At 58.7% G+C, this 22,429-nt stretch carries 20 protein-coding genes and 4 pseudogenes; 3 read left to right on the forward strand and 21 right to left on the reverse strand.

All coding sequences use genetic code 11. The annotated features are described in order from the left end of the window. Window positions 1-12: 12 nt before the first annotated feature. The 6 genes from JW799_RS01180 to JW799_RS01205 all read right to left on the reverse strand — a co-directional run bounded on the left by JW799_RS01180 (window position 13) and on the right by JW799_RS01205 (window position 6,986). On the reverse strand, window positions 13-2,091 hold the full coding sequence (locus JW799_RS01180; protein ID WP_205428338.1) for a molybdopterin-containing oxidoreductase family protein: 2,079 nt from the start codon (window positions 2,089-2,091) through the stop codon (window positions 13-15). A 112-nt stretch (window positions 2,092-2,203) separates the two neighbouring features. Next, window positions 2,204-3,298 carry a GerAB/ArcD/ProY family transporter gene (locus JW799_RS01185; RefSeq protein WP_205428340.1) on the reverse strand — a complete coding sequence of 365 codons (1,095 nt, stop codon included), beginning with the start codon at window positions 3,296-3,298 and terminating at the stop codon, window positions 2,204-2,206. Window positions 3,299-3,310: 12 nt separating this feature from the next. After that, window positions 3,311-3,535 carry a hypothetical protein gene (locus JW799_RS01190; protein ID WP_205428342.1) on the reverse strand — a complete coding sequence of 75 codons (225 nt, stop codon included), beginning with the start codon at window positions 3,533-3,535 and terminating at the stop codon, window positions 3,311-3,313. Then, on the reverse strand, window positions 3,532-4,734 hold the full coding sequence (locus JW799_RS01195; RefSeq protein ID WP_080836487.1) for a Ger(x)C family spore germination protein: 1,203 nt from the start codon (window positions 4,732-4,734) through the stop codon (window positions 3,532-3,534). The genes JW799_RS01190 and JW799_RS01195 overlap by 4 nt, the downstream gene beginning before the upstream one ends. A 6-nt stretch (window positions 4,735-4,740) precedes the next feature. Continuing rightward, on the reverse strand, window positions 4,741-6,288 hold the full coding sequence (locus JW799_RS01200; protein ID WP_205428344.1) for a spore germination protein: 1,548 nt from the start codon (window positions 6,286-6,288) through the stop codon (window positions 4,741-4,743). A gap of 344 nt (window positions 6,289-6,632) precedes the next feature. Then, a complete protein-coding gene (locus tag JW799_RS01205) occupies window positions 6,633-6,986 on the reverse strand; it encodes a winged helix-turn-helix transcriptional regulator (protein WP_080836483.1) in 354 nt (117 codons plus the stop codon). 161 nt (window positions 6,987-7,147) lie between these two features. Here JW799_RS01205 and hxlA point away from each other — a divergent pair, with 161 nt between their 5' ends. Both hxlA and hxlB read left to right on the forward strand, forming a co-directional pair. Then, window positions 7,148-7,780 carry a 3-hexulose-6-phosphate synthase gene (hxlA, locus tag JW799_RS01210; protein WP_080836480.1) on the forward strand — a complete coding sequence of 211 codons (633 nt, stop codon included), beginning with the start codon at window positions 7,148-7,150 and terminating at the stop codon, window positions 7,778-7,780. Between the two features lie 4 nt (window positions 7,781-7,784). Then, entirely contained in the window at window positions 7,785-8,360 is a 576-nt protein-coding gene (gene hxlB, locus JW799_RS01215; protein ID WP_080836477.1) for a 6-phospho-3-hexuloisomerase, read from the forward strand. 94 nt (window positions 8,361-8,454) lie between these two features. Here the strand turns inward: hxlB and rpmG are convergent, their stop codons facing one another. The 14 genes and pseudogenes from rpmG to JW799_RS01270 all read right to left on the reverse strand — a co-directional run bounded on the left by rpmG (window position 8,455) and on the right by JW799_RS01270 (window position 20,219). Next, a complete protein-coding gene (rpmG, locus tag JW799_RS01220) occupies window positions 8,455-8,604 on the reverse strand; it encodes a 50S ribosomal protein L33 (protein WP_080836475.1) in 150 nt (49 codons plus the stop codon). Between the two features lie 165 nt (window positions 8,605-8,769). Further along, on the reverse strand, window positions 8,770-10,005 hold the full coding sequence (locus tag JW799_RS01225; protein ID WP_080836473.1) for a GTP-binding protein: 1,236 nt from the start codon (window positions 10,003-10,005) through the stop codon (window positions 8,770-8,772). 693 nt (window positions 10,006-10,698) lie between these two features. Further along, window positions 10,699-11,798 (reverse strand): annotated as a pseudogene (locus tag JW799_RS01230) (metal ABC transporter substrate-binding protein). Beyond that, window positions 11,795-12,708 (reverse strand): annotated as a pseudogene (locus JW799_RS01235) (metal ABC transporter permease). The pseudogenes JW799_RS01230 and JW799_RS01235 overlap by 4 nt, the downstream one beginning before the upstream one ends. Next, the gene (locus tag JW799_RS01240) at window positions 12,654-13,367 is read right to left on the reverse strand and encodes a metal ABC transporter ATP-binding protein (protein ID WP_080840848.1); all 714 of its coding nucleotides are present in this window, start codon (window positions 13,365-13,367) and stop codon (window positions 12,654-12,656) included. The pseudogene JW799_RS01235 and the gene JW799_RS01240 overlap by 55 nt, the downstream one beginning before the upstream one ends. Window positions 13,368-13,501: 134 nt before the next feature. After that, window positions 13,502-13,978, reverse strand: coding sequence for a Fur family transcriptional regulator (locus JW799_RS01245; RefSeq protein ID WP_080836470.1), 477 nt, complete (start codon window positions 13,976-13,978; stop codon window positions 13,502-13,504). 458 nt (window positions 13,979-14,436) lie between these two features. After that, window positions 14,437-14,796, reverse strand: a complete 360-nt coding sequence (locus JW799_RS29485) for a DUF5605 domain-containing protein (protein ID WP_338026338.1) — start codon at window positions 14,794-14,796, stop codon at window positions 14,437-14,439. Window positions 14,797-14,820: 24 nt separating this feature from the next. Next, window positions 14,821-15,366 (reverse strand): annotated as a pseudogene (locus JW799_RS29490) (apiosidase-like domain-containing protein); the annotation flags it as partial. Between the two features lie 90 nt (window positions 15,367-15,456). Further along, on the reverse strand, window positions 15,457-15,906 hold the full coding sequence (locus tag JW799_RS29495) for a DUF5060 domain-containing protein (RefSeq protein WP_338026196.1): 450 nt from the start codon (window positions 15,904-15,906) through the stop codon (window positions 15,457-15,459). Window positions 15,907-15,933: 27 nt separating this feature from the next. Continuing rightward, window positions 15,934-16,779, reverse strand: coding sequence for a carbohydrate ABC transporter permease (locus tag JW799_RS01255; RefSeq protein WP_080836466.1), 846 nt, complete (start codon window positions 16,777-16,779; stop codon window positions 15,934-15,936). Between the two features lies 1 nt (window position 16,780). Then, window positions 16,781-17,704: pseudogene (locus JW799_RS01260) on the reverse strand (carbohydrate ABC transporter permease); the annotation flags it as partial. A gap of 16 nt (window positions 17,705-17,720) precedes the next feature. Then, entirely contained in the window at window positions 17,721-18,785 is a 1,065-nt protein-coding gene (locus JW799_RS01265) for an ABC transporter substrate-binding protein (RefSeq protein WP_240353460.1), read from the reverse strand. Next, the gene (locus JW799_RS28175) at window positions 18,680-19,075 is read right to left on the reverse strand and encodes a hypothetical protein (protein WP_240353885.1); all 396 of its coding nucleotides are present in this window, start codon (window positions 19,073-19,075) and stop codon (window positions 18,680-18,682) included. Before JW799_RS28175 ends, JW799_RS01265 begins: the two co-directional genes overlap by 106 nt. A 271-nt stretch (window positions 19,076-19,346) precedes the next feature. Continuing rightward, on the reverse strand, window positions 19,347-20,219 hold the full coding sequence (locus tag JW799_RS01270) for a helix-turn-helix transcriptional regulator (RefSeq protein ID WP_205428353.1): 873 nt from the start codon (window positions 20,217-20,219) through the stop codon (window positions 19,347-19,349). 158 nt (window positions 20,220-20,377) lie between these two features. On the opposite strand from JW799_RS01270, the gene JW799_RS01275 reads away from it, so the two are divergent. Then, complete coding sequence (locus JW799_RS01275; protein ID WP_205428361.1) at window positions 20,378-21,748, forward strand: MATE family efflux transporter; 1,371 nt, start codon at window positions 20,378-20,380, stop codon at window positions 21,746-21,748. A 99-nt stretch (window positions 21,749-21,847) separates the two neighbouring features. Here JW799_RS01275 and JW799_RS01280 read toward each other — a convergent pair whose 3' ends face one another. Continuing rightward, on the reverse strand, window positions 21,848-22,429 hold the full coding sequence (locus tag JW799_RS01280) for a sulfite oxidase-like oxidoreductase (protein WP_139787225.1): 582 nt from the start codon (window positions 22,427-22,429) through the stop codon (window positions 21,848-21,850).

The following is a 22,429-nucleotide window of genomic DNA, read 5'->3' on the forward strand; positions in this document are numbered from 1 at the left end:
TCCAATTTACGCTCACGCTCCGTCACGTCTGCTTCCGGCCCCGATCTTGGCGACCCCGACTCTGCCGGAAAAAAACGCCGCGCCCCCGCCCATGTCCGCCAGCCGGTCCGGCGTCAGCGCATTGACGGCGCGCTTGCCGTCCGGGCCGTCCGCCCACAAGCCGAGGCTTACGGCCACGCCCCGCAAAACGTCGCGCCCGACCGAAGCCGTCAGCTCGCATTCGCCCCGGGCGTTCCATACGCGCACCGCATCCCCGTCGGCAATGCCGAGCTCGGCCGCGTCCAGTTCGTTCAAAACGAGCTTCGGCGATTTCTCCATTTGCGCGTGCTTCGCGTTATTGGAAAACGTCGAGTTCAAAAAGTTGTGGTTCGGTCCCGGAATAAACAGGAACGGCAGCTCTCCGTCGTCCGCGAGCGGAACGAACGTAGGCAGCGGCGGCAGCCCTTTGCGCTCCATCGCCTTCGAATACAGCTCGATTTTGCCGCTCGGCGTCCGCAGCTTGCCGGGAAGGGGCGGTCTCGCCTTAACCTTGACGAACGGCTTCTCCCGCAGCAGCTCCAGCGTAATGCCGTCATAGGCGGGGTTGAACGGCGCGTTCAGCGCCTGTCGGATCAGATCGTCCTCCGTATCCCGGAAGGCCTCGTCCTCGAACCCCATCGCTTCGGCCAGCAGGCGGAACGTCTCGACGTTCGATTTGCTTTCGCCGTACGGCGCGATTACCGGCTCCTGAATTTGCACATAATGATGCCAATAGGAATGATAAAAATCGGTATTTTCCAGCGACGACGTCGCCGGCAGCACGATGTCCGCGTACGCGGCCGTCTCCGTCAAAAACAGATCGTGCACGACGGTGAAGAGGTCCTCCCGCCTGAGCCCCTCGCGCACCTTGTTCGTGTCCGGGGCGACGATCGCCGGATTCGAATTGTACACGTACAGCGAGCGAATCGGCGGGTCGAGCTCGAGCAGCGCGCTGCCGATCCGGTTCATGTTGACCGAGCGCGGCTTCGTCCGGCGCAAATCCGGGCGCGTCAGCGCCTTGTCGTTGTGGGCGACGTGCCCGCCGTTGCCTTTGATCGCTCCTCCGCCCAGGTCGAGCCAGGAGCCGGTAACCGCGGGCAGGCAAGCGATCGTCCGGACGCACATGCCGCCGTTGTCGTGGTGCTGCGGGCCGTTGCCGATGCGGATGAAGGCCGGCTTCGTCCCGCCGTAAAGCCTCGCCAGCCGCACGATGTCTTCCGGGGGGACGCCGGTAATGGCCGAAACCGCAAGCGGATCGTACTGCCGTACGTGCTCGCGCAGCTCTTCGTGCCCGACGGTATATTCGCGCAAAAAGGCTTCGTTCGCAAGCCCTTCCGCGAACAGCACGTGCATCATGCCGAGGGCGAGCGCGGCGTCGGTGCCGGGCCGGATCGGAACGAACCAGTCGGCCCAGCGCGCGGTGCGGTTGCGATGAACGTCGATGGCGACGACGGTCGCGCCGTTTTTGCGGGCTTTTTCCGCGATCGTTACCTGGTGCATGTTCGTCGAGACCGCATTGATGCCCCACATGACGATGAGCTTCGCGTGAACGGTATCCTCCGGGTCCGTGCCGTAGCTTCCGCCCATCGTGTAGCGGTAGCCTTCCGTGCCGGCCGATTCGCAAATCGTCCGCTCCAGCTCCGACGACCCGAGCCGGTGGAAAAACCGCCGGTCCATCCCTTCGGTTCCGATCCGCCCCATATTGCCGTAGAAGCTGTAGGGCAAAATGGCCTCCGGCCCGGACTCCGCGATCAACTCCTTCCAGCGCCCGGCGATCGTCTTCAGCGCTTCGTCCCAACCGACTCGCTCGAATTTCCCCTCGCCCTTCGGCCCCGTCCGCTTAAGCGGGTAGGCGAGCCGCTTCGGATCGTAAATCCGCTCCGTCAAATGGCGGACTTTGTTGCAGATCGCGCCCAACGTGACCGGATGGGACGGATCGCCTTCGATTTTGACGATGCGGCCGTCCTTTTTGTGAACGAGCAGTCCGCATTGATCCGGACAGTCGAGGGAACAGACGGACGGAAAGACGCCGTCGGGCATCTCCGTCCATCGCAGGCTTGCGCGCCGTTGCATAAATCTACCTCCCTGTTTTGCATCTCGCCAAGGGCCTTTTCCGTATGGTTCAGCATATGTCTAGGATAACCCCTGCGGCGATGCAAAACAATAAAGAGAATGGAGGCTTCCCTCAACCCTGCGGCCTTCGCGCGACGCTGCCCCGAATCCAGGCGGCCAGGCAAAGAAGCAGGCCGATCGCGATAAACGCGAAATCGAACACGATGTGGCTCGACCCCAAATAGCGGTCGAAATCGACTTCGCTCGACGGCCCCCAAACGCTCAAAACGAGGGTGAAAAACCCGATCGGGAAGGCGATCGCCTTGTAATCTTCGATCCCCAGCCACTGCGCCGTCCCCAGCACCGCGGCGTACTGATAGGTGGCCAACTGCAGGAACGTTCCCGGAAGCCAAACGGCCAGCAGCAGGGCGTCGACATGCTGGAAAAATTCGCCGATCGCGATATAGCGGACGACCTCGATGAACGGGTAATTCAGCGTGCCCGCATGCTTTCCGAACAGAAAAACCGACACGAGGCCGGAGACGACGAGCGTAAGCATCAGCGAAAACCAGGTCAGCAAAGTATAGGTTTTCGCCTGCCGCTGATTCGAAATCAGCGGGTAGTACAGCCCCAGCATGATGTATCCGGCGAACCAGCTCGTCGGAACGAGCGCGCCCTTGACGGAAGGAAGAGGTCCTTGCCCCATGATCGGCAAAACGTTCGTCACCTCCCACTCGGGAATGGTCAGCACGATCAGGAAGCCGAACACGAGCACCGTGACCGGCAGAAACAGCTGCGCGAGCCTCCCCAGCGCCTCCACTCCCCCTCTGACCGCATAAGCCGCAAGAAGCATGATCCCGCCCGCCGGGACGAGCGGAGGCGTTCGATCCAGAAAAACGGCGGAAATGAAATCGCCGTATATCCGCAAAATGACGGAAGTCAGGTAGACACAGTAAAAAATGACGGCCGCCCCCGCCGCCTTTCCCCCGACCGTGCCCAGCAGCCGCTTGCCGTATTGAACGACCGTCTCCTTCGGAAACATGCGGGCCATGCGAAGAATCGCTATCACGTAGACCAGGCCGACCAGATGGGCCCAGACGGGCGACAGCCATAAATCGCGGCCCGCTTCCTTGCCCGTGATTTTGGGAATCAGAAGCAAGCCGTCATAAGCCAGGATGGAATAAAAAAGAATCCCGAATTGCGCCGCCGAAATTCTTCCTTTCTCCATGGAGCGCCCTCCTCAGCTCAGCTTGCCGGCCAGCGGCTTGCAGATCCAATCGATCAGTTCCATCGGTCCCGGCATATTCGGAAACATCAGGACGAGCACCGCGGCAAGCCAGCCGGCGGCGGCCACGGCTACGAGCGCCGCCCTTTCCTTCTTGCGGCAGGGATCCAGGCTGCGCCATTCGGCCCCGACGATCGCCGCGACGACGAGCGACACTCCCGCGACCTTCAGCCAGATCATCGGCTCTCCCCCGTTTTCGGCGTTCGCCCGACGGGCTCGTTGTTCATGCCGATGCGGCGGACGTTCACCCGAACCGCGACCTCGACTTCCAGCGAAGGAAAAACCTGCTTCCAGCGGGCCTTCATCCGGTTCCATTCCCGCGGGCGGCTGCGGTTGATCGCTTCCCCGAACCCGAAGACATCGGATTTCATCTTTTGCGCCCGCTCGACGGCAAGCTCGACTTTTCGGCGGATATGCTCCGCCTCGGCCTTTTCCGTTTTGCGAATATATTCCGGGTCGGCCAAAGCGTAAGGGGTCGTATTCTGAATGATGCTCAACTCCGTCTCGATGCGAATTTCCATAGCGGGGCGATCTCCTTTCAGATGGGGAATCAACCGGGTTTTCGCGGACATCACCATGAGCGAGACGAGCGGAGGAGACGCTTCCAGCTTGACGGTTTCGATATCGCGATGCAATTGCTCCAGCACCCACTTGGTTCCCGAAAACGCTTCTTCGTCCATTTCGCCTGCCATGCGGCCTTCGGAAAGAACGGCATACCCTTTGATGTAAGGGGCGGTTTCCTTGCCGTCGCGCGAAAGGTTGATAAGGGGCACGACCGCGTCTTCCGTTTCATCGGTCATCTTTTGAATGAGCCGGTTCATCGTCATTGGCTTGGGGAACAGGCGAGCGGCTTCGCCCCCCAAAAAGTCGGCTTTCGTTTGTTCGAGGGAATACCCGGAAGCGAAAAAATCGCGGACGCTTCCTCCGAAAACGAACGGCTGCACCCGCAGGCGCACTTCGTTGTCGCGGACCAGGTAATCCAGCTGCTCGCGAAACCCGGCGCGCGCCAGCTTTTCCCCCACGACAAGCATTTCCAGCTGCCCCCAATAGATCGTGCGGGGCAGCTTGGCTTGCAGCTTGCTCACCGCATCGGCGGCGGTTTCGCCCTCGGCGGACCGAACGATCGTTTGCCCCCCGCCCCCCGGCTGGCTCCCGCTTTGCGCCCGGCTGCCGTCCTCCTGCTTCGGAACGATGATTTCCAGCGTCATCTCGACGGCTCCGCTCTCCTTCCGGTCCAAGCCGACGCTCGTCACGATCGCCAATCCGTTCACTTCCTCCCGGTCCCAGCAGCCGGCAATCGGCGCGATTGCAAGCGCCAGGAACAAAAGCGGCAAGCGCTCGCTCAAAAGCCGCCAATAGGCAACCGTCCGTTCAGGCATGCCGCTTCATTCCTCCTCTCCCCGTCCCGGCTCCGGCCGCTGTCCGGGGGCAAGCCGGTCCCGGTTTCGCCCGTTCGCGAAGCTCGGGCGCTTCGTCATCTTCCACCAGGGAACCCGGACCATCGTATCCTTCGTATCGCTGGCGACGAACGGCGCGAACGGCGTCAGGTAGGGAACGCCGAACGATCGCAGCGTGCACAGGTGAATGGCGATGGCGATAATGCCGAACATGACGCCCAGCATGCCGAGCATGCCTCCCAGCACGATGAGCAGGAGCCGGAGCAGGCGGATGGACAGCTCGATCGAATAGTGAGGGGCCGTAAACCCCGCGATGCCGGTAAACGCGATAATGATGACGATCGGCGCGGAGACGAGGCCGGCGGAAACGGCAGCCTCTCCTACGACGAGCGCGCCGACGATCGTGACGGCCGAGCCGATCTGCCGCGGCAGACGCAGGCCCGCTTCGCGCAGCACCTCGAACGCCAGCTGCATCATCAGCACTTCCACGATCGTCGGGAACGGAATGGCTTCCCGCGCCGACGCGATGCTGATCATTAATTTGCCCGGCACCATCTCCTGGTGAAAATTCAGGAGCGCGACGTACGCCGCCGGAAGGATGAGCGAAATGAACAGCGTGCAGTACCGCAAAAAACGGAGCGTGCTGGAGTACAACGAGCGGTTGTAGTAATCGTCCGCCGCCTGCAGCAGCGTAACGAGCGTCACGGGGACGATCAGCACGTTGGGGGTGCCGTCGACGAGGATGACGACGCGGCCTTCGAGCAGGCTCGCCGCCGCGATATCGACCCGCTCCGTAAATTGCTGCTGCGGAAACGGCGAGTACGGGCTGTCCTCCGTCAGCTCTTCGATATATCCCGTTTCCAGCACGCTGTCCAGGTCGATTCGCTCGATCCGCCGCCGCACCTCCTCGACCAGAGACGGCTTGGCCAGCCCTTCGATGAAGGCAATATAGACGTCCGTCTCGGTATAACGGCCGAGCTGCAGCGATTGCAGCTTCAGCTTGACGGTCTGGACTTTCCGGCGGAGGAGCGACAGATTGGTCGCGATCGATTCGGTAAAGCCTTCGCGCGGCCCCCGAAGCGACGGCTCGGTTTTCGGCTCTTCCACCGCTCGTTTTTCCCACTTGGCGATTTTGAGCAGCAAGGCGCGCTCGCAATCGTCGATCAGCAGCAAAGGGTCCCCTTTGATCAATTGACGGGCGCATTCGCCGATCGTGCCGATCTCCTCGACCGACACGATGGACAGCACCCGGTTTTTGACCTCTTGCAAATCCGCCTTCTCCGCCGGTTCCGACCGCATCAGCGGCTTCAGCACGCTGACATCGATCTCCTGCCGGTCCGACATGCCGGGGATATAGACGAGCTCGGCCTTCACCGTTCCGCCGATCAGGAACGTCCGGAACGAGACGTCGTCAGAGAGGCTGAAAATCCGTTTGAGAGCTTCCACGTTTCGGTCCAGCGACGCGGACAAAGCCGCGCTTTCTTCCGGCACGAACGTTTCGGAAGCTTGGTTTGGTTTGAAAGACCGTTTTCGCATCACCGTCACCCTGTTTCGCTTCGGCGGCCGCCCGTTTCATTTTTTCCTCGATTCCGTTAGGGTTGCCAAAAACCGCCGTTTCATGAATGTCCCGGGAAAACGCAAATTCGAATGCAAAAAATCGTCGCATTATACGTAATTATTACGATTAAACAACAGACTTAAACCGGAATTTATTCGACCGTAAAAGAACGGCCCTTCGAGACCGTTCCGCATCCACCGGGGCCTACAGATCAGGTATTTCCGGGCCATCGGGGGAACAAACGGACGGAAAGATCCCGTCCGACAGCTCCGCAAACGATCCGCTTTTCCGTCGGATCCGCGTTTTCTCTTTTCGCATTTCGCTATTTCCATACGACTTTTTCGCCGTAGTCCTTGCCCCATTCGTACATCAGCTTCAAAATCGGCATCAGCCCCTCGCCGTATTCCGTCATGGAATATTCCACTCTCGGCGGCACCTCGGCGTACACCTTGCGGCGAACGAGTCCGTCGTCCTCCAGCTCGCGGAGCTGGTTTGTCAGCATCTTCTGCGTAATCGAAGGGATGAGCCGCTTCAGCTCGCTGAACCGTTTCGTTCCTTCCAAACCCAGATGCCACAAAATGATAAGCTTCCATTTTCCGCCTATGACCGCCAGCGTCAGCTCTTTTTCGCAATTGATTTCTTTCAGGTTGATTCGTTCTTTCAACTCGGTGGCCATGATATTCGAAGCCTCCCCTTTCAAAAGCCCCGCCGGGGCCCAATAGTATCCTTGCGGTAACTACATTACGGCAAAGTGCGTTCTTCCGAAAAAGACGGCATACGTCTAGAATAACCCCTGTACCCTAGCAAACACAACAAACGATTGGAGGAACGGTTATTATGCAACTGCAATTGGCGCTGGATCTGGTGGGCATCCCGGAAGCGATCGAACTCGTTCGGGAGGTCGAAGCGTTTATCGATATCGTGGAAATCGGCACCCCTGTCGTCATCAACGAAGGACTTCATGCGGTCAAAGCGGTCAAGGACGCGTTCCCGAAGCTTAACGTGCTGGCCGATCTGAAAATTATGGACGCGGGCGGCTATGAAGTAATGAAAGCTTCCGAAGCGGGTGCGGATATCGTGACCGTGCTCGGCGTCTCGGACAATTCGACCATCGTCGGAGCCGTGGAAGAAGCGAAAAAACGGAACAAAAAAATTATGGTCGACATGATCAACGTCAAAAATCTGGAGGAACGCGCGCAAGAGATCGACGGGCTCGGCGTGGATTATATTTGCGTCCATTCCGGATACGACCACCAGGCCGCGGGCCTCGACTCGTTTGCGGATTTGGCGGCGATCCAGCGCGTCGTCAAAAACGCCAAAACCGCGATCGCGGGCGGCATCAAGCTGGACACGCTGCCCGAGGTCGTGGCGGCGGGGCCGGATTTGGTCATCGTCGGCGGCGGGATTACCGGCCAGGCCGACAAGCCTTCGGTCGCCGCGGAGATGCGGCGGCTGATCGGACGGGCCTGACCCGATGGCCGGTCAGCAACGGCCCGTTGCCGCGGACGCTTGGACGGAACGCGTGCTGGAGGAGCTGATCCGCACGGTGGCGGCCGTGCCCGGGGCGGCTTTGGAGGCGGTCGCCGGGCAGATCGGCGGGGCCCGTCGAGTCTACGTAGCGGGCGCGGGGCGGTCGGGCCTCATGATGCGGGCGTTTGCCATGCGGCTCATGCACCTGGGGTTCGAAGCGCACGTGGCGGGAGAGACGGTGACGCCGGGAATCGGGGAGGGCGACCTGCTCGTGATCGGATCCGGGTCGGGAACGACCGGGAGTCTGCTTCGCATGGCGGAGAAAGCGAAAGGAGTCGGCGCCCGGCTCGCGCTGCTGACGACCGCCGCAGATTCCGACATCGGGCAATTGGCGGACGTGACCGTGCCGATTCCCGCCGCGGCGAAGGAGCAAAGGGGCTCGTCTAAAAGCGTGCAGCCGATGGGCTCCCTGTTCGAGCAGAGCCTGCTGCTCACGCTCGATGCTGTCGTCCTGAAGCTGATGGAGGCCGGGTCGGTCGACGCCCGCGCCATGATGGCCAGGCACGCGAATCTGGAATAAACCGAAAGGCCGCCAGGCGGGAACAATCGTTTCTTCCTCGCACGGCGGCCTTTCGGTTTTTCCCGCCAGCCTTCGGGTGATCTCGGCTGACGCTTTAGCGCGTTTCCCGGTGCAGCGTGCGGCGCTTCAGCCGCGGGCAGTATTTCATGCGCTCCAGCCGCTCCGGGTGCGTTCGTTTGTTTTTCGTCGTCGTATAGTTGCGGTCGCCCGTTTCGGTACAGGCCAATGTAATCGTGACTCTCATCGTTCGGTCTCCTTTGCATTGTACTTAAGAAATTTTAAGAGCAAGCGCTTTTGAGCGAATTTCATGACGCCTTCCAGCCTAATTTACCGCGTTACGCGGAGGTCGGGCCTTCCTCTTCGCCTCAATCGCCTCAATTGCGAAAGCATCAGCCGGACGAGGCTCGCCTTAGCCCCCGGCCAGCTCTGCCTGCATTCCGGGGAACGGGTCCTTCAGAACGCTCCAATTTCCCGCAAGCTCGTCCTCGGTCAGCAGGCAGCCGTCGAGTTCGGACTCGATCGTTCCCCGGTCGAGTCCGATGCCGATGAACACGACTTTATTGATCCGGTCTCCGTATGCCGGGTGCCAGCGCTCGCGGAGCTCCTCTTCCTCGCGCAGAACCTGCTCCCGCTCCTCTTCCGGCAGCGCCGCCAGCCAATAGCCCGCAGGCCCCATCTGGATCGACGGGCCCGCCTGGCTGAAGCTTTGCGCCATCTCGTTGCGCGTCGCCAGCCATACCACTCCTTTGGCGCGGACGATCTCTTCCGGCCATTCCGACATCCACCGCATCAGACGCTCCGGATGGAACGGGCGAATGCGCTCGTACACGAACGAGCCGATGCCGTATTCCTCCGTTTCCGGCGTATGCTCCGGCGCTTCCAGCTCCTTGATCCAGCCCGCCGACCGGCTTGCTTCCTCGAAGTCGAACCGCCCGGTGTTCAAAATTTCCGCCGGATCTACCCGGCCCTGCTCGCTCCGAATGATGCGGGCCCGCGGCTGCAGCCTGCGCAGCAGGCGCTCCAGTTCTTCCAGCTTGTCGGGCGCCACTTTATCGCACTTGTTCAAGACGAGCACGTCGCAGAACTCGATCTGGTCGATCAGCAGATCGACGACCTCCCGCGTATCGTCTTCTCCGGCCGCCTGCTTGCGGTCGAGCAGCGTCTCCCCGGACGAAAAATCGTGCCAGAACCGGTAGGCATCCACGACGGTGACCATCGTATCGAGACGGCAAAAGCGGGTCAAATCGATGCCGAGCTCCTCGTCGATATAGCTGAACGTTTGCGCCACGGGAACGGGCTCGGCAATGCCGGTCGACTCGATCAATATGTAGTCGAACCTCCCCTCCTTCGCCAGCCGCTCGACCTCTTGGAGCAAATCGTCGCGCAGCGTGCAGCAGATGCAGCCGTTGGACATTTCCACCAGCTTCTCCTCCGTGCGCGACAAGCCTCCCCCGTCGCGGATCAGGTCCGCGTCGATATTCACTTCGCTCAAATCGTTGACGATGACGGCGACCTTCAAGCCGTTGCGGTTGTTCAACACATGGTTGAGAATCGTCGTCTTGCCGGCTCCCAGGTATCCGCTCAGCACGGTGACCGGGATCTTGTTCGAGTTCGGATTCGGGTTCAGGTTCGGGTTATTTGTCATGTCGATCCCTCCAAAAATGTAATTTTTACGATTATGAATCAAGGATAAACCGGACAACATTTGCCTGTCGCTGCGCTTGCGCATCCCCGACATCCAAACGATGTCCGGCTATCCCGTTCGCCTGTACGGCATCACCCATCGTCTCACGACGTGGTTCTGGCGGTCTTCCTCACGCCATCGTCTTTTTCGCGCCATACGATGCTCATTCGCCGGATTATTGTGTAATTATTACGGGTACTAGACGAGCATCAGCCTGGAATCCTATGTCGATAAGATTAGCGCCTTTCGAGACTAAGGCATCTGTCCGACGCCCCGCCTTCGCCATGGCATTTGTACGATTTTTCATCCAAATCCGCCACGTCAGGCGGGTCTGCGTACGTTTTTGTATGATTTTTCATACAAAAACCCTCCCTTTGCCGCTTTCGCCATGGTATTTGTACGATTTTTCATACAAAATCGCTATTTCAGGCGGGTCTGCGCACGTTTTTGTATGATATTTCATACAAAAACCCTTCTTTTTCCGCTTTCGCCATGGCATTTGTACGATTTTTCATCCAAATCCGCCACGCCAGGCGGGTCTGTGTATGTTTTTGTACGATTTTTCATCCAAATCCGCCATTTCAGGCGGGTCTGCACACGCTTTTGTATAATATTTCATACAAAGACCCTTCATCCGCGAACGAAATACGCTAGTTACGCGTTCAACGCCTTCGTCAGCGCTTCGAGATTGTTCCGCATCACGCCGAGATAGTCGAGATTGCTGTCCTGCTCTTCTTTCGTCAGCCCTTCCAGCGGGTTCAGCACGTCGGTCGAGGCTCCGATTTCATCGGCGATCGTTTGCGCGACTTTCGGGTCGACCAGCGTTTCGAAGAAAATCGTTTTGACGTCATGCTCTTTCGCCAGTTCTACGACTTCGGCCATTTCTTCGGGGGAAGGCTCCTGGTCGGGGTCAAGCCGGAAATCGGAATTTGCGTCAAGCCGTACCGTTTGGCCAAATAACCGAATGCGGCGTGCTGCGTGACGAATTCCTTGCGCTTGGCGTTCCGGAGGGCTTCGCCGAACTCCGCGTCCAGCTCCTGAAGCTTCGCGATATAGGCATCCGCATTCGCTTTGTAATCGTCCTTATGCTCCGGGTCCGCTTGAGCCAAGGCCGCTTCGATGGTTCGCACTTCCTGCTGGGCGAGCACCGGGTCCAGCCATACGTGCGGATCGAGCGATTCCTCTTCATGACCGTGCTCTTCTTCGCCTGCATGAGCCTCTTCGGCGGCATGCTCGTCTTCATGCGCGTGCTCGTCTTCATGCGCGTGCTCTTCCTCCGCCGCATGCTCCTCGCCTTCGCCGTGGTGATGATGGGCCTCGCCTTCCTGCAATTCAATGCCTTCGCTCGCCCGGACGACGACGCGATCCGAGTTCGCCGCGCTCTCGAGCGCGCTGTCTACCCATCCCTCGACGATGCCGTGATAGACGAATACATCGGCTTCGCTAATTTGGGCCATATCCTTCGGGGCCGGCTCCCAGTCGTGCGGCTCGGTTCCTGCCGACACGAGCGCCGTCACGTCGGCGTGCTCCCCCGCCACCTGACGCGTAAATTCATACATCGGATAAAAAGTCGTAACGACTTTAAGCTTGCCATCCTGCGGCGCCTCCGCACTCGCGGTTGCCGATGCCGTTGCTTCTGCGCTCGCCGAGCCGGACGGACTGGCCGACGTATTCGAATTGCCGCCTCCGCAGCCCGCGAGCGCGAGCGCAACCGACGCAAGCAGCAGAGACGATTTCAAAAGCTTGTTGCTCATTCTTCTTTTCCTCCAGACTGTACGTATGAGTATTTATTCGATAAACGGGGAATGCGAGCCTCGCTCTCACTCTCCGTCCAATCGCGTTTCCGGTTGGTCCTTTTGCCGAAACGGACCACGATTTTTTGCAAAGCTATGCCGGCCAGCAGCATAAGCAGCAGCGACAGCGCGATCGTCGCCCCCGGCGGCGTGCTGAATTCGTAGGAGGCAGTCAACCCCGAGAACACGCCGCAAAGCGCTGCGATCATCGCGATCCAAAGCGCCGCCCGAAAGCTCGGAGCGATCCGGATCGCAAGCGAGGCCGGCAGCACGATCAGCGATGACACGAGCAGCACGCCGACGATCGGCATCGCCGCGGCCACGATCATCCCGGTCAGAACGCTGAAGCCCATGGAAATCCATTTGACCGGGAGACCGTTCGTCTTCGCCGTATCTTCGTCGAACGTCATCTGATACAGCGGGCGCCGCAGCAAATAGAAAAAGACGGCCCGAGAACGGTCACGGCGAGCATCAGAAGCAGTTCCGTCCGGTTGACGGCGACGACGGAGCCGAACAAATAGGAGCTGAAGCTTTTGTTGACGGCGCTGTTCATGCTCATCAAAATGACGGCCGTCGACAAGCCGCCGACCATAATAATGGCGATCGAAATTTCGCTGTAAGATTTATACGTTCTGCGGACGTATTCGACGGCGACCGCGCCGACCAATGCGACGACGAAACCCGATACCGTCGGATTCAGGTGCAGCAGCGCGCCCGCGGCGATCCCGGCCAGCGATACGTGCGACAGCATATCCGCCATCAGCGCCTGCCGGCGAAGCAGCAAGTACACGCCCAGCACCGAGGCGATTACCGCGATTAGTGCACCGGCGAAAAATGCCCTTTGCATGAAGTCGTAGTGCAGCATTTCCAGCCCCCATCCTCCTTTCGCTGAAGCTCGATGATCCGATCCAAATAGGGACTTGCTTCCGTCAAGCCGTGCGTAACCATGACGACGGTCCGCCCGTGCTGCCGGACCTGATGATGCATCAGCTCGTAAAAGCCCATCCGGCTCTCTTGATCCATCCCCGTCGTCGGTTCGTCCAGCACGAGCAAATCCGGCTCCATGGCGAGCGCCCGGGCGATGCAAATCCGCTGCTTCTGTCCGCCCGACAATTCGCCGATTCGGCGGTGCCGCCATTCCCACATGCCGACCTGGCGCAGCGCTTCTTCGGCGCGCTCCCGATCTTCGGCTCGCAGCTTGCGAAACCAGGAGCCGCTGCCGTAGCGTCCGGACAGAACAAATTCCCAAACTTTGCTCGGAAAGCCGCTGTTGAACGCGGCGATCTGCTGGGGAACGTATCCGACCGCCAGCTTCCGGCCGCCGTCGCCTTTTTTGGCCAGTTCGATCCGGCCGGACCACGGCTTAAGCAAGCCCAGCATCAGCTTTAGCAGCGTCGTCTTCGACGCGCCGTTCGGGCCGGTTACCGCGACGAACTCTCCGGGCAATATGTCCACGCTCACATCCACCAGACTGGGGACGTCCGAGTAGCCGAATACGACATCCCGCATCGAGGCCAATGTTTGCTGCATGTTCGCTCTTCCTCTCGTTCCGTTCTCTTTCGTTCTAATTGTAATAATTACGTGCCTTGGGCAACAAATGTAATAATTACGGCTTAAGCGCAACGAAACGGATGCGGCTAGCGTGCGCCGCATCCGGATCTCGTTCAGGGCGTCGATTCAAGCCTGCACTGCTCGCACAGGCCGTATATTTCAAACCGGTGGTTCAAAATTTTATAATTGCCCGGCAGCTGCAACCCGTCTTTCATCGGGCAGTAATCGAACGTTTCCGTCTTCTCGCAGTTCATGCAAATCAAGTGATGATGGTGGTGATTGAGGCAGGACGCCTTGAATTTCAAGCCGCCTTCCATAAAATAGAACTGCTCCAGCACGCCCATCTCGCTCAGCATCCGCAAATTGCGGTAAACGGTATCGAAGCTGACGCTTGGATACTTCACCGACAACTGGTCGTAAACGTCTTTCGGAGAAAGATAGCCGTCCGTGGACGAAAAAATTTTCGCCAGCGACCTGCGCTGATCGGTAATTCTCCACCCGCTGCGGGACATCATCGCGACCATGTCCTGAACCTTCTCGTGATCGCCGACGGAACGCTGCGGGTCGCTGCTATGATCGTGATCGGACAACGGAATCCCCTCTTTTCCTCGTACAGGATGTCCGAAGCTTATTAACGTAATAATTACTAATAGATCATAATGCTCATTGCTCCAATTGTCAACTCGGCTGCGTCCGTACGTCAGTGGTCAGCGTCAAGCCTGCGCGTCACTTTAACGCCAAATGCATGCAGCCGCCCGCAGTTGAGTAAAAATGACTCATTTTACCGCCTCTCGTGCACGCTAACGATCCAGTTGAGTCGTCATGACTCATCTCGACCCGCCAAGCGCGCACAGCCGCCCGCAGTTGAGTAAAAATGACTCATTTTACCGCCTCTCGTGCACGCTAACGATCCAGTTGAGTCGTCATGACTCATCTCGACCCTTACGCACCTGCCGATCTGCCGACACGAACTCCTCAAGAAAAAAATCCCTCCCCGCCGTTATTCGGCGGATGAGAGGGATTTTGCTTCCTTCATCTATCCGACCAACTATTCATTCGCCCGAACCCGCAAAGCCAGATAAGGCCTGCCCGGCAGCTCCACCCGGCATTTGCCCGCGAGCGACGGCGCGATCGTTTCGATCGTCATCGCCTGCGTATCGATCAGCTCGAACCGGAACGTCAGTCCCTCCGGCAGTTCGAACTCCCGATACTTGGGCCTGTGGATGCCGAAGTAAAGCAAATAATAGCTGTATTCGACGCCGATGGCCGGCACGTCGGGGATGGAGGCGACCGGCTTCAGGCATGCCGGCGCTTCCTCCAGCAGCTTTCGCAAAAACGCGATTCGGGCCGGGCTTTCGCCGTACAGCCTGCCGCCCTTCGCCCACCACAGCTCGTCCGCGGGATGCACGTACGTTTCGCCGTGGCCGACAAAGCCGCCTCTGAACGTTCCGTCCCAGACGCGATGCGCCATTTCCTCGGCGGGCAGGTTGCCCCAGCGCTGCGGAATGTTGCCTTCGTAGCCGCATTCGTCGACGACGATCGGCTTGCGGTATTGCTTGTGCCAATGGGGCACGAGCGTGACGTCCCAGTGCTGCACGCTGCAGTGGGTCACCCAGCTTTTGCCGTGATCGTACATGCGGATGCTGTCGGGATCGTACATCCGGGTCCAATTGTGAATGGACCTCGGGTGCCCGTACGGATCCTCCTCCTGCACGATGCGGAACAAGCGGTCCCAGTCGCCCTCCGACTTCCGGTCCATCAAATCGTACTCGTTGGCGAGCGACCACCAGACGTTCCGGTAAGCGGACAGGCGGGCCAGAACGTAGCGCAGATAGAACGCATCCTGCTCGGCCGTCATTTCGTCGAAGCCCCAGCGTCCGTTGTCGTACGGGTGGAACAAAATGAGATCGGCTTCGATGCCCAGCCGTCCCAGCTCCTCGATGCTCTTTTCCAGTCTGGCAAAAAATTCGGGATCGAACCGGTCAAAATCGAAGCCGTCCGCCCGGCTGCCCGGAAACGGGAAGCGTTCCGGATCGGTTGCGTTAAAGCTGTAATTTTTCGGAAAGACTCACATTCTCAGCTTGTTGAACGGCGAAGCGGCGAGCGTTCGCAGCGTCGCTTCCCGCAGCTCCTCCTCCTGGTGAATCCAGGCGTAGCACGTCGTGCCGAAGGGAAGATATGCGCCCCCGTCCGCGTATTCAAAATGAAGCTCGTCGCGTACCCGCACGGGTCCCCGATTCGCCGGGGACCGCGGGGCGATGCATTCGAACCGCCCCTTATGGCCCGAGAGCGCTTCGCAGGAGCTCGTCGTTTCGTAACTCCACGTTCCTTCCCGGTCGGGCATAAACCGGATGCGGTAAACCCCGTTCCCGTCGTAAAAGCCCGGGACCGTCACTTTCCGGCTGCCGCAGGCGAATTCCCCATGCAGCCGGATTTCCCGAAACGGATTGCCGCCGGCCGGCCCCTCGATCGACCATTCGAATAGTTCCCAGCGCTCAACCGAACCCGATCCGCTCAAACCCATCCCTCTTTCCGACTCGTATTGTCAGCCTTTGATCCCCGTCGTCGAAATCCCCTCGACGAAATACCGCTGCAGCGAGAAAAACAAAATAAGCGAAGGAACAAGCGCCACCACGGACATCGCGAACAGCGGCCCCCAGGCCGATTCCCCCGACGAGTCCATGAACATGCGAAGGCCGAGCGGAACCGTATACAGGCTGGAGGTGTTCAAATACAGCAGTTGGCTGAAAAAATCGTCCCATGTCCAAATGAAGGTGAAAATGGCCGTCGTGACGAGAGCCGGAAAAGCGAGCGGCAGCACGATGCGCCAGTAGATGCCGAACCGGCCGCAGCCGTCGATCGTCGCCGATTCGTCGAGCTCGCGGGGCAAGCCGCGGATGAACTGCACCATGAGGAAGACGAAAAACGCTTCCGTCGCGAGAAACTTCGGGATAAAAAGCGGCAAATACGAGTCGACCCAGCCCATTTCCTGAAACAGAATGTATTGCGGGATAATCGTCACATGGTGCGGAAGCATGATCGTCACGAGCATGATCGCGAACCAGAAGCTTTTGAGCGTGAATTCCATGCGCCCGAACGCGTAAGCGGCGAGCGAGCAGGAGATCAGATTGCCGACCAGGCAGAGCGCGCAGACGATCAGCGAGTTGACCATGAAGGTCCAGAACGGCGTTCCCGATACGCCCTGCCAGCCCAATTTGTAGTTGTCGAGCGTAAACTCCGCCGGCCACAGGCTGAGATCGGAAAAAATCAGCTGGCTCGGCTTGAACGAGCTCATGATCAGCCACAAAATCGGGTAAAGCATGACGACGCCGAGCGCGATGATGAACGGATGAAGCCAGGCGTTGCGTCCCAGCAGCGTGCGAATGCGCATATCGGTCATCTCCCCCGTCGCCGTAAGTGACCCAGTATTTGGACGTCGTGAACACGATTCCGGTCAAAACGCCGATGATGATCAGCAGCACCCAGGCCATTGCGGACGCGTAGCCCATTTCAAAGAAGGAAAATCCCTTCATATACAGATACAGCGTGTAAAATAACGTGGAATCGAGCGGGCCGCCCTTGCCGCCGCTTATAATGAACGCCTGCGTAAACGCCTGAAACGAGCCGATCATTTGAATGATCAGGTTGAAGAGCAGGACCGGCGACAGCATCGGCAGCGTGATCCGGACAAACTGGCGAACCTTGCCGGCTCCGTCCACCTGCGCCGCTTCGTAATACTCGGTCGGGATTTGCTTCAAGCCGGCCAGGAAAATGATCATCGAGGAGCCGAACTGCCAAACCGTCAGCGCCACGATCGAATAAAGCGCATACTTCGGATTGGCGATCCAGTCCGGCGCATCGAAGCCGAACATCCACAGCAGCGCCTGGTTGACGATGCCTTCGCCGCCGAAAATTTTCCGCCACAACACGGCGATCGCGACGCTGCCGCCAAGCAGCGTCGGGATGTAATAGATCGTCCGGTACAAGCCGAGTCCCTTGAGCCCCTTGTTCATCAAAATCGCGACCAGCAGCGCGAATCCGAGCTTGAGCGGGACCGACACAAACACATAAATAAAGGTGACTTTCAGCGAAGCGAAATATTTCGGATCGGACCCGAACATCGTCTCGTAATTTTGCCAGCCGATCCATTTCGCCGGCGTCAGCATGTCGTACGAGGTAAACGAAAGATACAGCGAACTGACCATCGGACCGAGCGTGAGCACCAGAAAACCGAGTAGCCAGGGGAGGAGAAACGCGTAGGGAACCGCGTTTTTCCTCCATAATCTTCGAATCCAACTATCGGAAGTTCGGTTCATTCCTGGTCCCTCCTCATCATTTCAAGGATTTGTCGATCGCGGCTTGCGCGCCGTCCACGATAATTTGCGCCGCCTGCTCCACGCTGCCTTGCTTGAACGATACCGTTTCGGCCGCCTGCGTCATCGCGGTATTGAACTCGACGCTGTTCGGCAATTCGCGGTCCATCGTGCGGGAGTTGGCGATGGCGAGATCCAAATATTCGTACACCATCTTGTTCGTGGCCGTACCGCTGTCCTTCAAAGCGTCGCGCACCTTGGAGGAACCCGGAATGCCGCGCTCGCTGCCGAGAATGGCCGTCGCCTCCGGATCGTTCACCATGAAGCTGATGAACATGGCGACTTCCTTCGGGTGCTCGGTCTTCGCATAGCCCGTGAGGAACTGGCTCGGCTGGATCCACATGCCTTGCGTCGTGCCGCCGGAAGGAGGCAGAACCGCGCCCAGTTCATCCTGCATCAGGCTTTGGTACGCATTGATCTGGTTGGACCAGACGACGGACAGCACGGCTTTGCTCTGCACGATGGCCGACGTGTCGGGACCCGTTTCCGTGTAGGCGGAAGCGGCTTCTTCGGCGGTCGGAATGAGCCCGGCCGCGCGGTAGCGGTCCCAGATCGAAAGCCAGTCGGCGGCGTCCTGGACGCCGATGCCGGTTTTCCCGGCGGCGACGTCGTACATCGGCTTGCCGGATTGGCGGGCATAATAGGCAAAAAACGGAGCCGAGCTGGACAGGTCGGTGAAGGCGTAGTAATCGTCTCCGAGCTTTTCCTTCAATTGCGTGCCGTAAGCCTCGAATTCTTCCCAGGTCATGCTTTCCTTCGGCGGCTCCATGCCGGCTTTTTCCACGAGCGCTTTATTGTAAATGAGCGCCAGCGCGTTGCTGCCTAGAGAAATACCGTATTGCTTGCCGTCCATCGCCCCCGCTTCGACGACGGAAGGATCGAAATGGGATACGTCGATTTCCTTGCCCATATAAGGCGTCAGGTCGAGCAGGGAGCCTCTCGCGGCATAGTCCGGATAATTGTTTCCGAATTGCAGCAGGTCGGGGGCGCTCCCCCCGCGATCAGCGTGTTCAGCTTGTCCCAGTAACTGTCGCTGCCCATGTACTCGCCTTTGATCGTAATATTCGGATATTTCTGATGGAACAGCTCCAGCACTTTCAGCGTCGCGTCGTGGCGCGCCTGGGATCCCCACCACATCATGCGCAGCTCGACCGGTTCGCCGGACGAGGACTCTCCGGACGCCCCTCCCTCGGAAGCCGACGAAGAAGCTGGCGCCGAACCGCTTGGGGACGAACCGGAACCTCCTCCTCCGCATGCGGACAATACCAGAACGAACGAAAGAATCAGGCTCGTAAACCACATTTTTTTTGTCATTGATGTGCGCCTCCCGCTTTTCTCCGATTTCATTCCTTGCATCGTCTTTGTTTAGTAAATTATTACAAATCATCTAACTAAACGAAAGCGGTTACTAAATAAAAATCACTTTTAGGTAAACGCTTTCATTTCTTGTTATTCATCATATCATCGAGAATTCACCGAGGTCAAGCCGATTTTGACTAAATTTGAGCTTAACAAGCTAAATTAATTTTAATTTAGTGATGAATTGTTTAGTTCGAAGGCGATTGATCCTTGATTATCTTATCCCTCAATGAAAAAGCTGCCGGTACTGGCGGGGAGACATCCCTTCGAGCCTGGAAAAGCAGGAGCTGAAGTAAGGAGCCTGGTTGAAACCGACCTCCTCCGCGATGCGGGCGACGGTCCAGTCGGTCTGCATCAGGAGGAGCTTGCTCTGCTCGATTCGAAAACGAAGCAAATATTCCATCGGCGTGCAGCCGTATTCCCGCTGCATGCAGCGGGCGATATAAACCGGATGGAAGTTCAGGCTCTCCCCTAGCTCCTTTACGGTAATCTCCTCGCGATAACGGCTGCGCAGGAAGGCCGCCGCCCGCTCCGCGCACTCCTTGCCCGGGGAAGCCCGGCGCGATTCCGGAGAGGCCGCGAGCAGCTGCGCGAGCTCCTGAAACAGCAGCTGCTGCTTGAAGCGAGCGGCGCTAAGATGCGCATTCGGATGAAGCCGGCTCAAATGCTCGAACAGCTCCTCCGCTTTTCCCGGCTTTGCCAATCGGATAAACTGCGGCATCCGGATCGAAAACGTCCGCACCGCGAAATTTTCATCCCCCGCGACGCTGTCATTGGACTCCCCGCTTCGTTCCGCCGGGCCGTCCGCGACGGCCCAAGCCCCCGTCGTTTGAAAGTGAAGCCAATAATATTCGGTTCGCTCCCGGCACCCTTCCTGTCCGTAATGAAAGCAATCCGGGCGCAGGATGAGCGCGCAGCCCGGTCCGACTTCGTAATGCCGATCCTCTTCCCCCATAAATAAGCAGCCTTTCCGCACGAACAGCAAATCGAACACCCGGATGTTCCGGCGGCTCATATGACGGTCCCCGGGAACGAAAATCGTATGGCCGCAAGCGATATAATGCAGCAGCGGAGGGACGGTGAACTCCAGCAGGCTCATGGGAGCGCTTCCTTTCCAATCAGGTTTCAAAATTGAACGTTTACGTTTTGAAAATGAACCATCGCCGTCAGTATACCATCTATAATCTGTTAGGGATATAACGAGACTATCCATCGTTCCCGAAGGGAAGCAACCAGTCCAGTCAGGGGGTTTCATTTGTGAATCCTAAATATTCGCTTTGGGCGCTTTCCTGGCCCGTTTTTATCGAATTGCTCCTTCAGACGCTGCTCGGTACCGTCGATACGATCATGGTCAGCCGAATTTCGGACGAGGCCGTCGCCGTCGTCGGCTTCGCCAACCAGCTGTTCAATGCGCTCAACACGCTGTTCATGACGATCGCGACCGGCGCCGGCATTCTCGTCGCGCAGCGGCTCGGCATGAAGCGCGGGGAGGATGCCCGCACGATCGCGATTATGGCCGTGTCGGCATGCGCGCTCGTCGGTATGGCGCTAAGCGTCGTTCTGTACGCATTCGCAAGTCCGATCGCCGGACTGCTGAACGTTTCCGACGAATTGCTCCCGCTTTGGAACGTCTATGTTTCCCATCTCGGCGGAGGCATGTTCCTGACGGCGCTCATCGCCGTGCTCGGCACCGTCATCCGCAATACCGGCAATACGAGAGGCCCGATGTACATCAGCATCGCCATGAACGTCATCCATATCGTCCTGAACTACGGCTTTATTTTCGGCGCCCTCGGCATGCCGAAATGGGGGCTGCTCGGCGTGACGGTGTCCGGCAACCTGTCCAAGCTTTTTGCCGCTGCGATTTTGCTGTACCTGTTCGTATTCGCCTTCGAGCGAACGATCCGAATCCGCGACTTCCGCGTTTTCGACGCTTCCCTGTTCAAGGAAGTGCTGAAAATCGGCTGGCCGCTCGGCATCAATATGTCGTGCTGGGTGTTCTCGCAGCTCGCGATCTATGCGTTCCTTGCCGATCTGGGCGACAAGGAGCTCGCCGCCCGGACGTACATGAACACGCTCGAATCGTTCTGCTTCATGCTGGGCAGCGCCATCGCGCTTGCCGTCCAGATACAGATCGCCCATCTGTTCGGCGCGGGCAATATCCGGGAAGCCTACCGGGCGGCTTACCGCGCGCTTGCGATCGGCCTCGGGTTCGTCGCGGCCTGCGCGCTGCTGCTCTTCCTGTTCGGCCGTCCGATGCTCGGCCTGTTCACGAAAGACGGCGAAATCGTCGCCATGGGCGTTTCGCTGCTCGGACTGAACCTGCTGCTTCAACCCGGCAAAATGCTGAACATGGCGCTCGGCAACTCGCTGAACGCCGTCGGAGATACGCGCTTTACGATGTATATTTCGATCGGCTCGATGTCCGTCATCGCGACGGGCTGCTCGTACTGGCTCGGGCTTCACGCGGGCTGGGGGCTGATCGGCATTTACTGCTGCATGATCGCGGACGAATACGTGCGGGGAATTCTTTCTCTGATCCGATGGAGGGGAAAAAAGTTTTTGCTGAAGGGCAGCGGAAGCGGCGCCCAGGGACGCTTCGAGGCGGCACCGGCCATTCATCTGTGACGCGATTCTCGCAACGACGGTCCGAAAAACAAAAAACTCGTCTCCCGGCGCGCTTTCAAGCGGCCAAGGGACGAGTTTTCTAGTTTCGGCGGAGCGCCTTCAATCGAAATCGTAACGCTGCTCCTTAAAGGGATCGCCGTACATGTGGTACCCGTTCCGCTCCCAGAAGCCCGGCTTATCCTTGGCCATGAACTCGATGCCGCGCAGCCATTTGGCGCTTTTCCAGAAATACAGATGCGGCACGACCATGCGAACGGGATACCCGTGCTCGGGCGTCAACAGCTCTCCGTTATGCTTCAAGCCGAAAAAGGACGTATCGCGCAAAAAATCTTCAAGCGGCAGATTCGTCGTCCATCCCTGTTCGGCGTGCAGCATCACGAAACGAGCCTCCGGCTTCGGCTTCACTCGCTCCATCAGCGTCGACACCGCGACGCCTTCCCAGACGTTGTCCAGCCTGGACCAGGTCGTGACGCAGTGAATATCGTTGACGAACTCTCGGCGCGGAAGCTTCATGAATTCGGCATAGGAGATCGCGACTTCCTCCTCGACGAGACCGAACACGCGCAAATCCCATTTGCTCATATCCCGGTAGTAAGGCACTTCTCCGTGATGGAGAACGGGAAAGCTGGTCGTCAAACGCTGGCCCGGCGGAACCCGCGACTCCATGTTCGTCATGCTCAT

Origin of the sequence: Cohnella algarum, from assembly GCF_016937515.1 — a bacterium.
Classification (GTDB): Bacteria; Bacillota; Bacilli; order Paenibacillales; family Paenibacillaceae; genus Cohnella; species Cohnella algarum.

Excerpts from the sequence above, each read along its gene's own strand:
- rpmG (WP_080836475.1), bottom strand. The coding sequence starts at position 8,604 with ATGAGAGTCACGATTACATTGGCCTGTACCGAAACGGGCGACCGCAAC.
- JW799_RS01200 (WP_205428344.1), bottom strand. The coding sequence starts at position 6,288 with ATGCGAAAACGGTCTTTCAAACCAAACCAAGCTTCCGAAACGTTCGTG.
- JW799_RS01205 (WP_080836483.1), bottom strand. The coding sequence starts at position 6,986 with ATGGCCACCGAGTTGAAAGAACGAATCAACCTGAAAGAAATCAATTGC.
- JW799_RS01225 (WP_080836473.1), bottom strand. The coding sequence starts at position 10,005 with ATGACAAATAACCCGAACCTGAACCCGAATCCGAACTCGAACAAGATC.
- hxlB (WP_080836477.1), top strand. The coding sequence starts at position 7,785 with ATGGCCGGTCAGCAACGGCCCGTTGCCGCGGACGCTTGGACGGAACGC.
- JW799_RS01280 (WP_139787225.1), bottom strand. The coding sequence starts at position 22,429 with ATGAGCATGACGAACATGGAGTCGCGGGTTCCGCCGGGCCAGCGTTTG.
- hxlA (WP_080836480.1), top strand. The coding sequence starts at position 7,148 with ATGCAACTGCAATTGGCGCTGGATCTGGTGGGCATCCCGGAAGCGATC.
- JW799_RS28175 (WP_240353885.1), bottom strand. The coding sequence starts at position 19,075 with ATGACAAAAAAAATGTGGTTTACGAGCCTGATTCTTTCGTTCGTTCTG.
- JW799_RS01195 (WP_080836487.1), bottom strand. The coding sequence starts at position 4,734 with ATGCCTGAACGGACGGTTGCCTATTGGCGGCTTTTGAGCGAGCGCTTG.
- JW799_RS01240 (WP_080840848.1), bottom strand. The coding sequence starts at position 13,367 with ATGCAGCAAACATTGGCCTCGATGCGGGATGTCGTATTCGGCTACTCG.
- JW799_RS01190 (WP_205428342.1), bottom strand. The coding sequence starts at position 3,535 with ATGATCTGGCTGAAGGTCGCGGGAGTGTCGCTCGTCGTCGCGGCGATC.
- JW799_RS01255 (WP_080836466.1), bottom strand. The coding sequence starts at position 16,779 with ATGCGCATTCGCACGCTGCTGGGACGCAACGCCTGGCTTCATCCGTTC.
- JW799_RS01270 (WP_205428353.1), bottom strand. The coding sequence starts at position 20,219 with ATGAGCCTGCTGGAGTTCACCGTCCCTCCGCTGCTGCATTATATCGCT.
- JW799_RS01180 (WP_205428338.1), bottom strand. The coding sequence starts at position 2,091 with ATGCAACGGCGCGCAAGCCTGCGATGGACGGAGATGCCCGACGGCGTC.
- JW799_RS01185 (WP_205428340.1), bottom strand. The coding sequence starts at position 3,298 with ATGGAGAAAGGAAGAATTTCGGCGGCGCAATTCGGGATTCTTTTTTAT.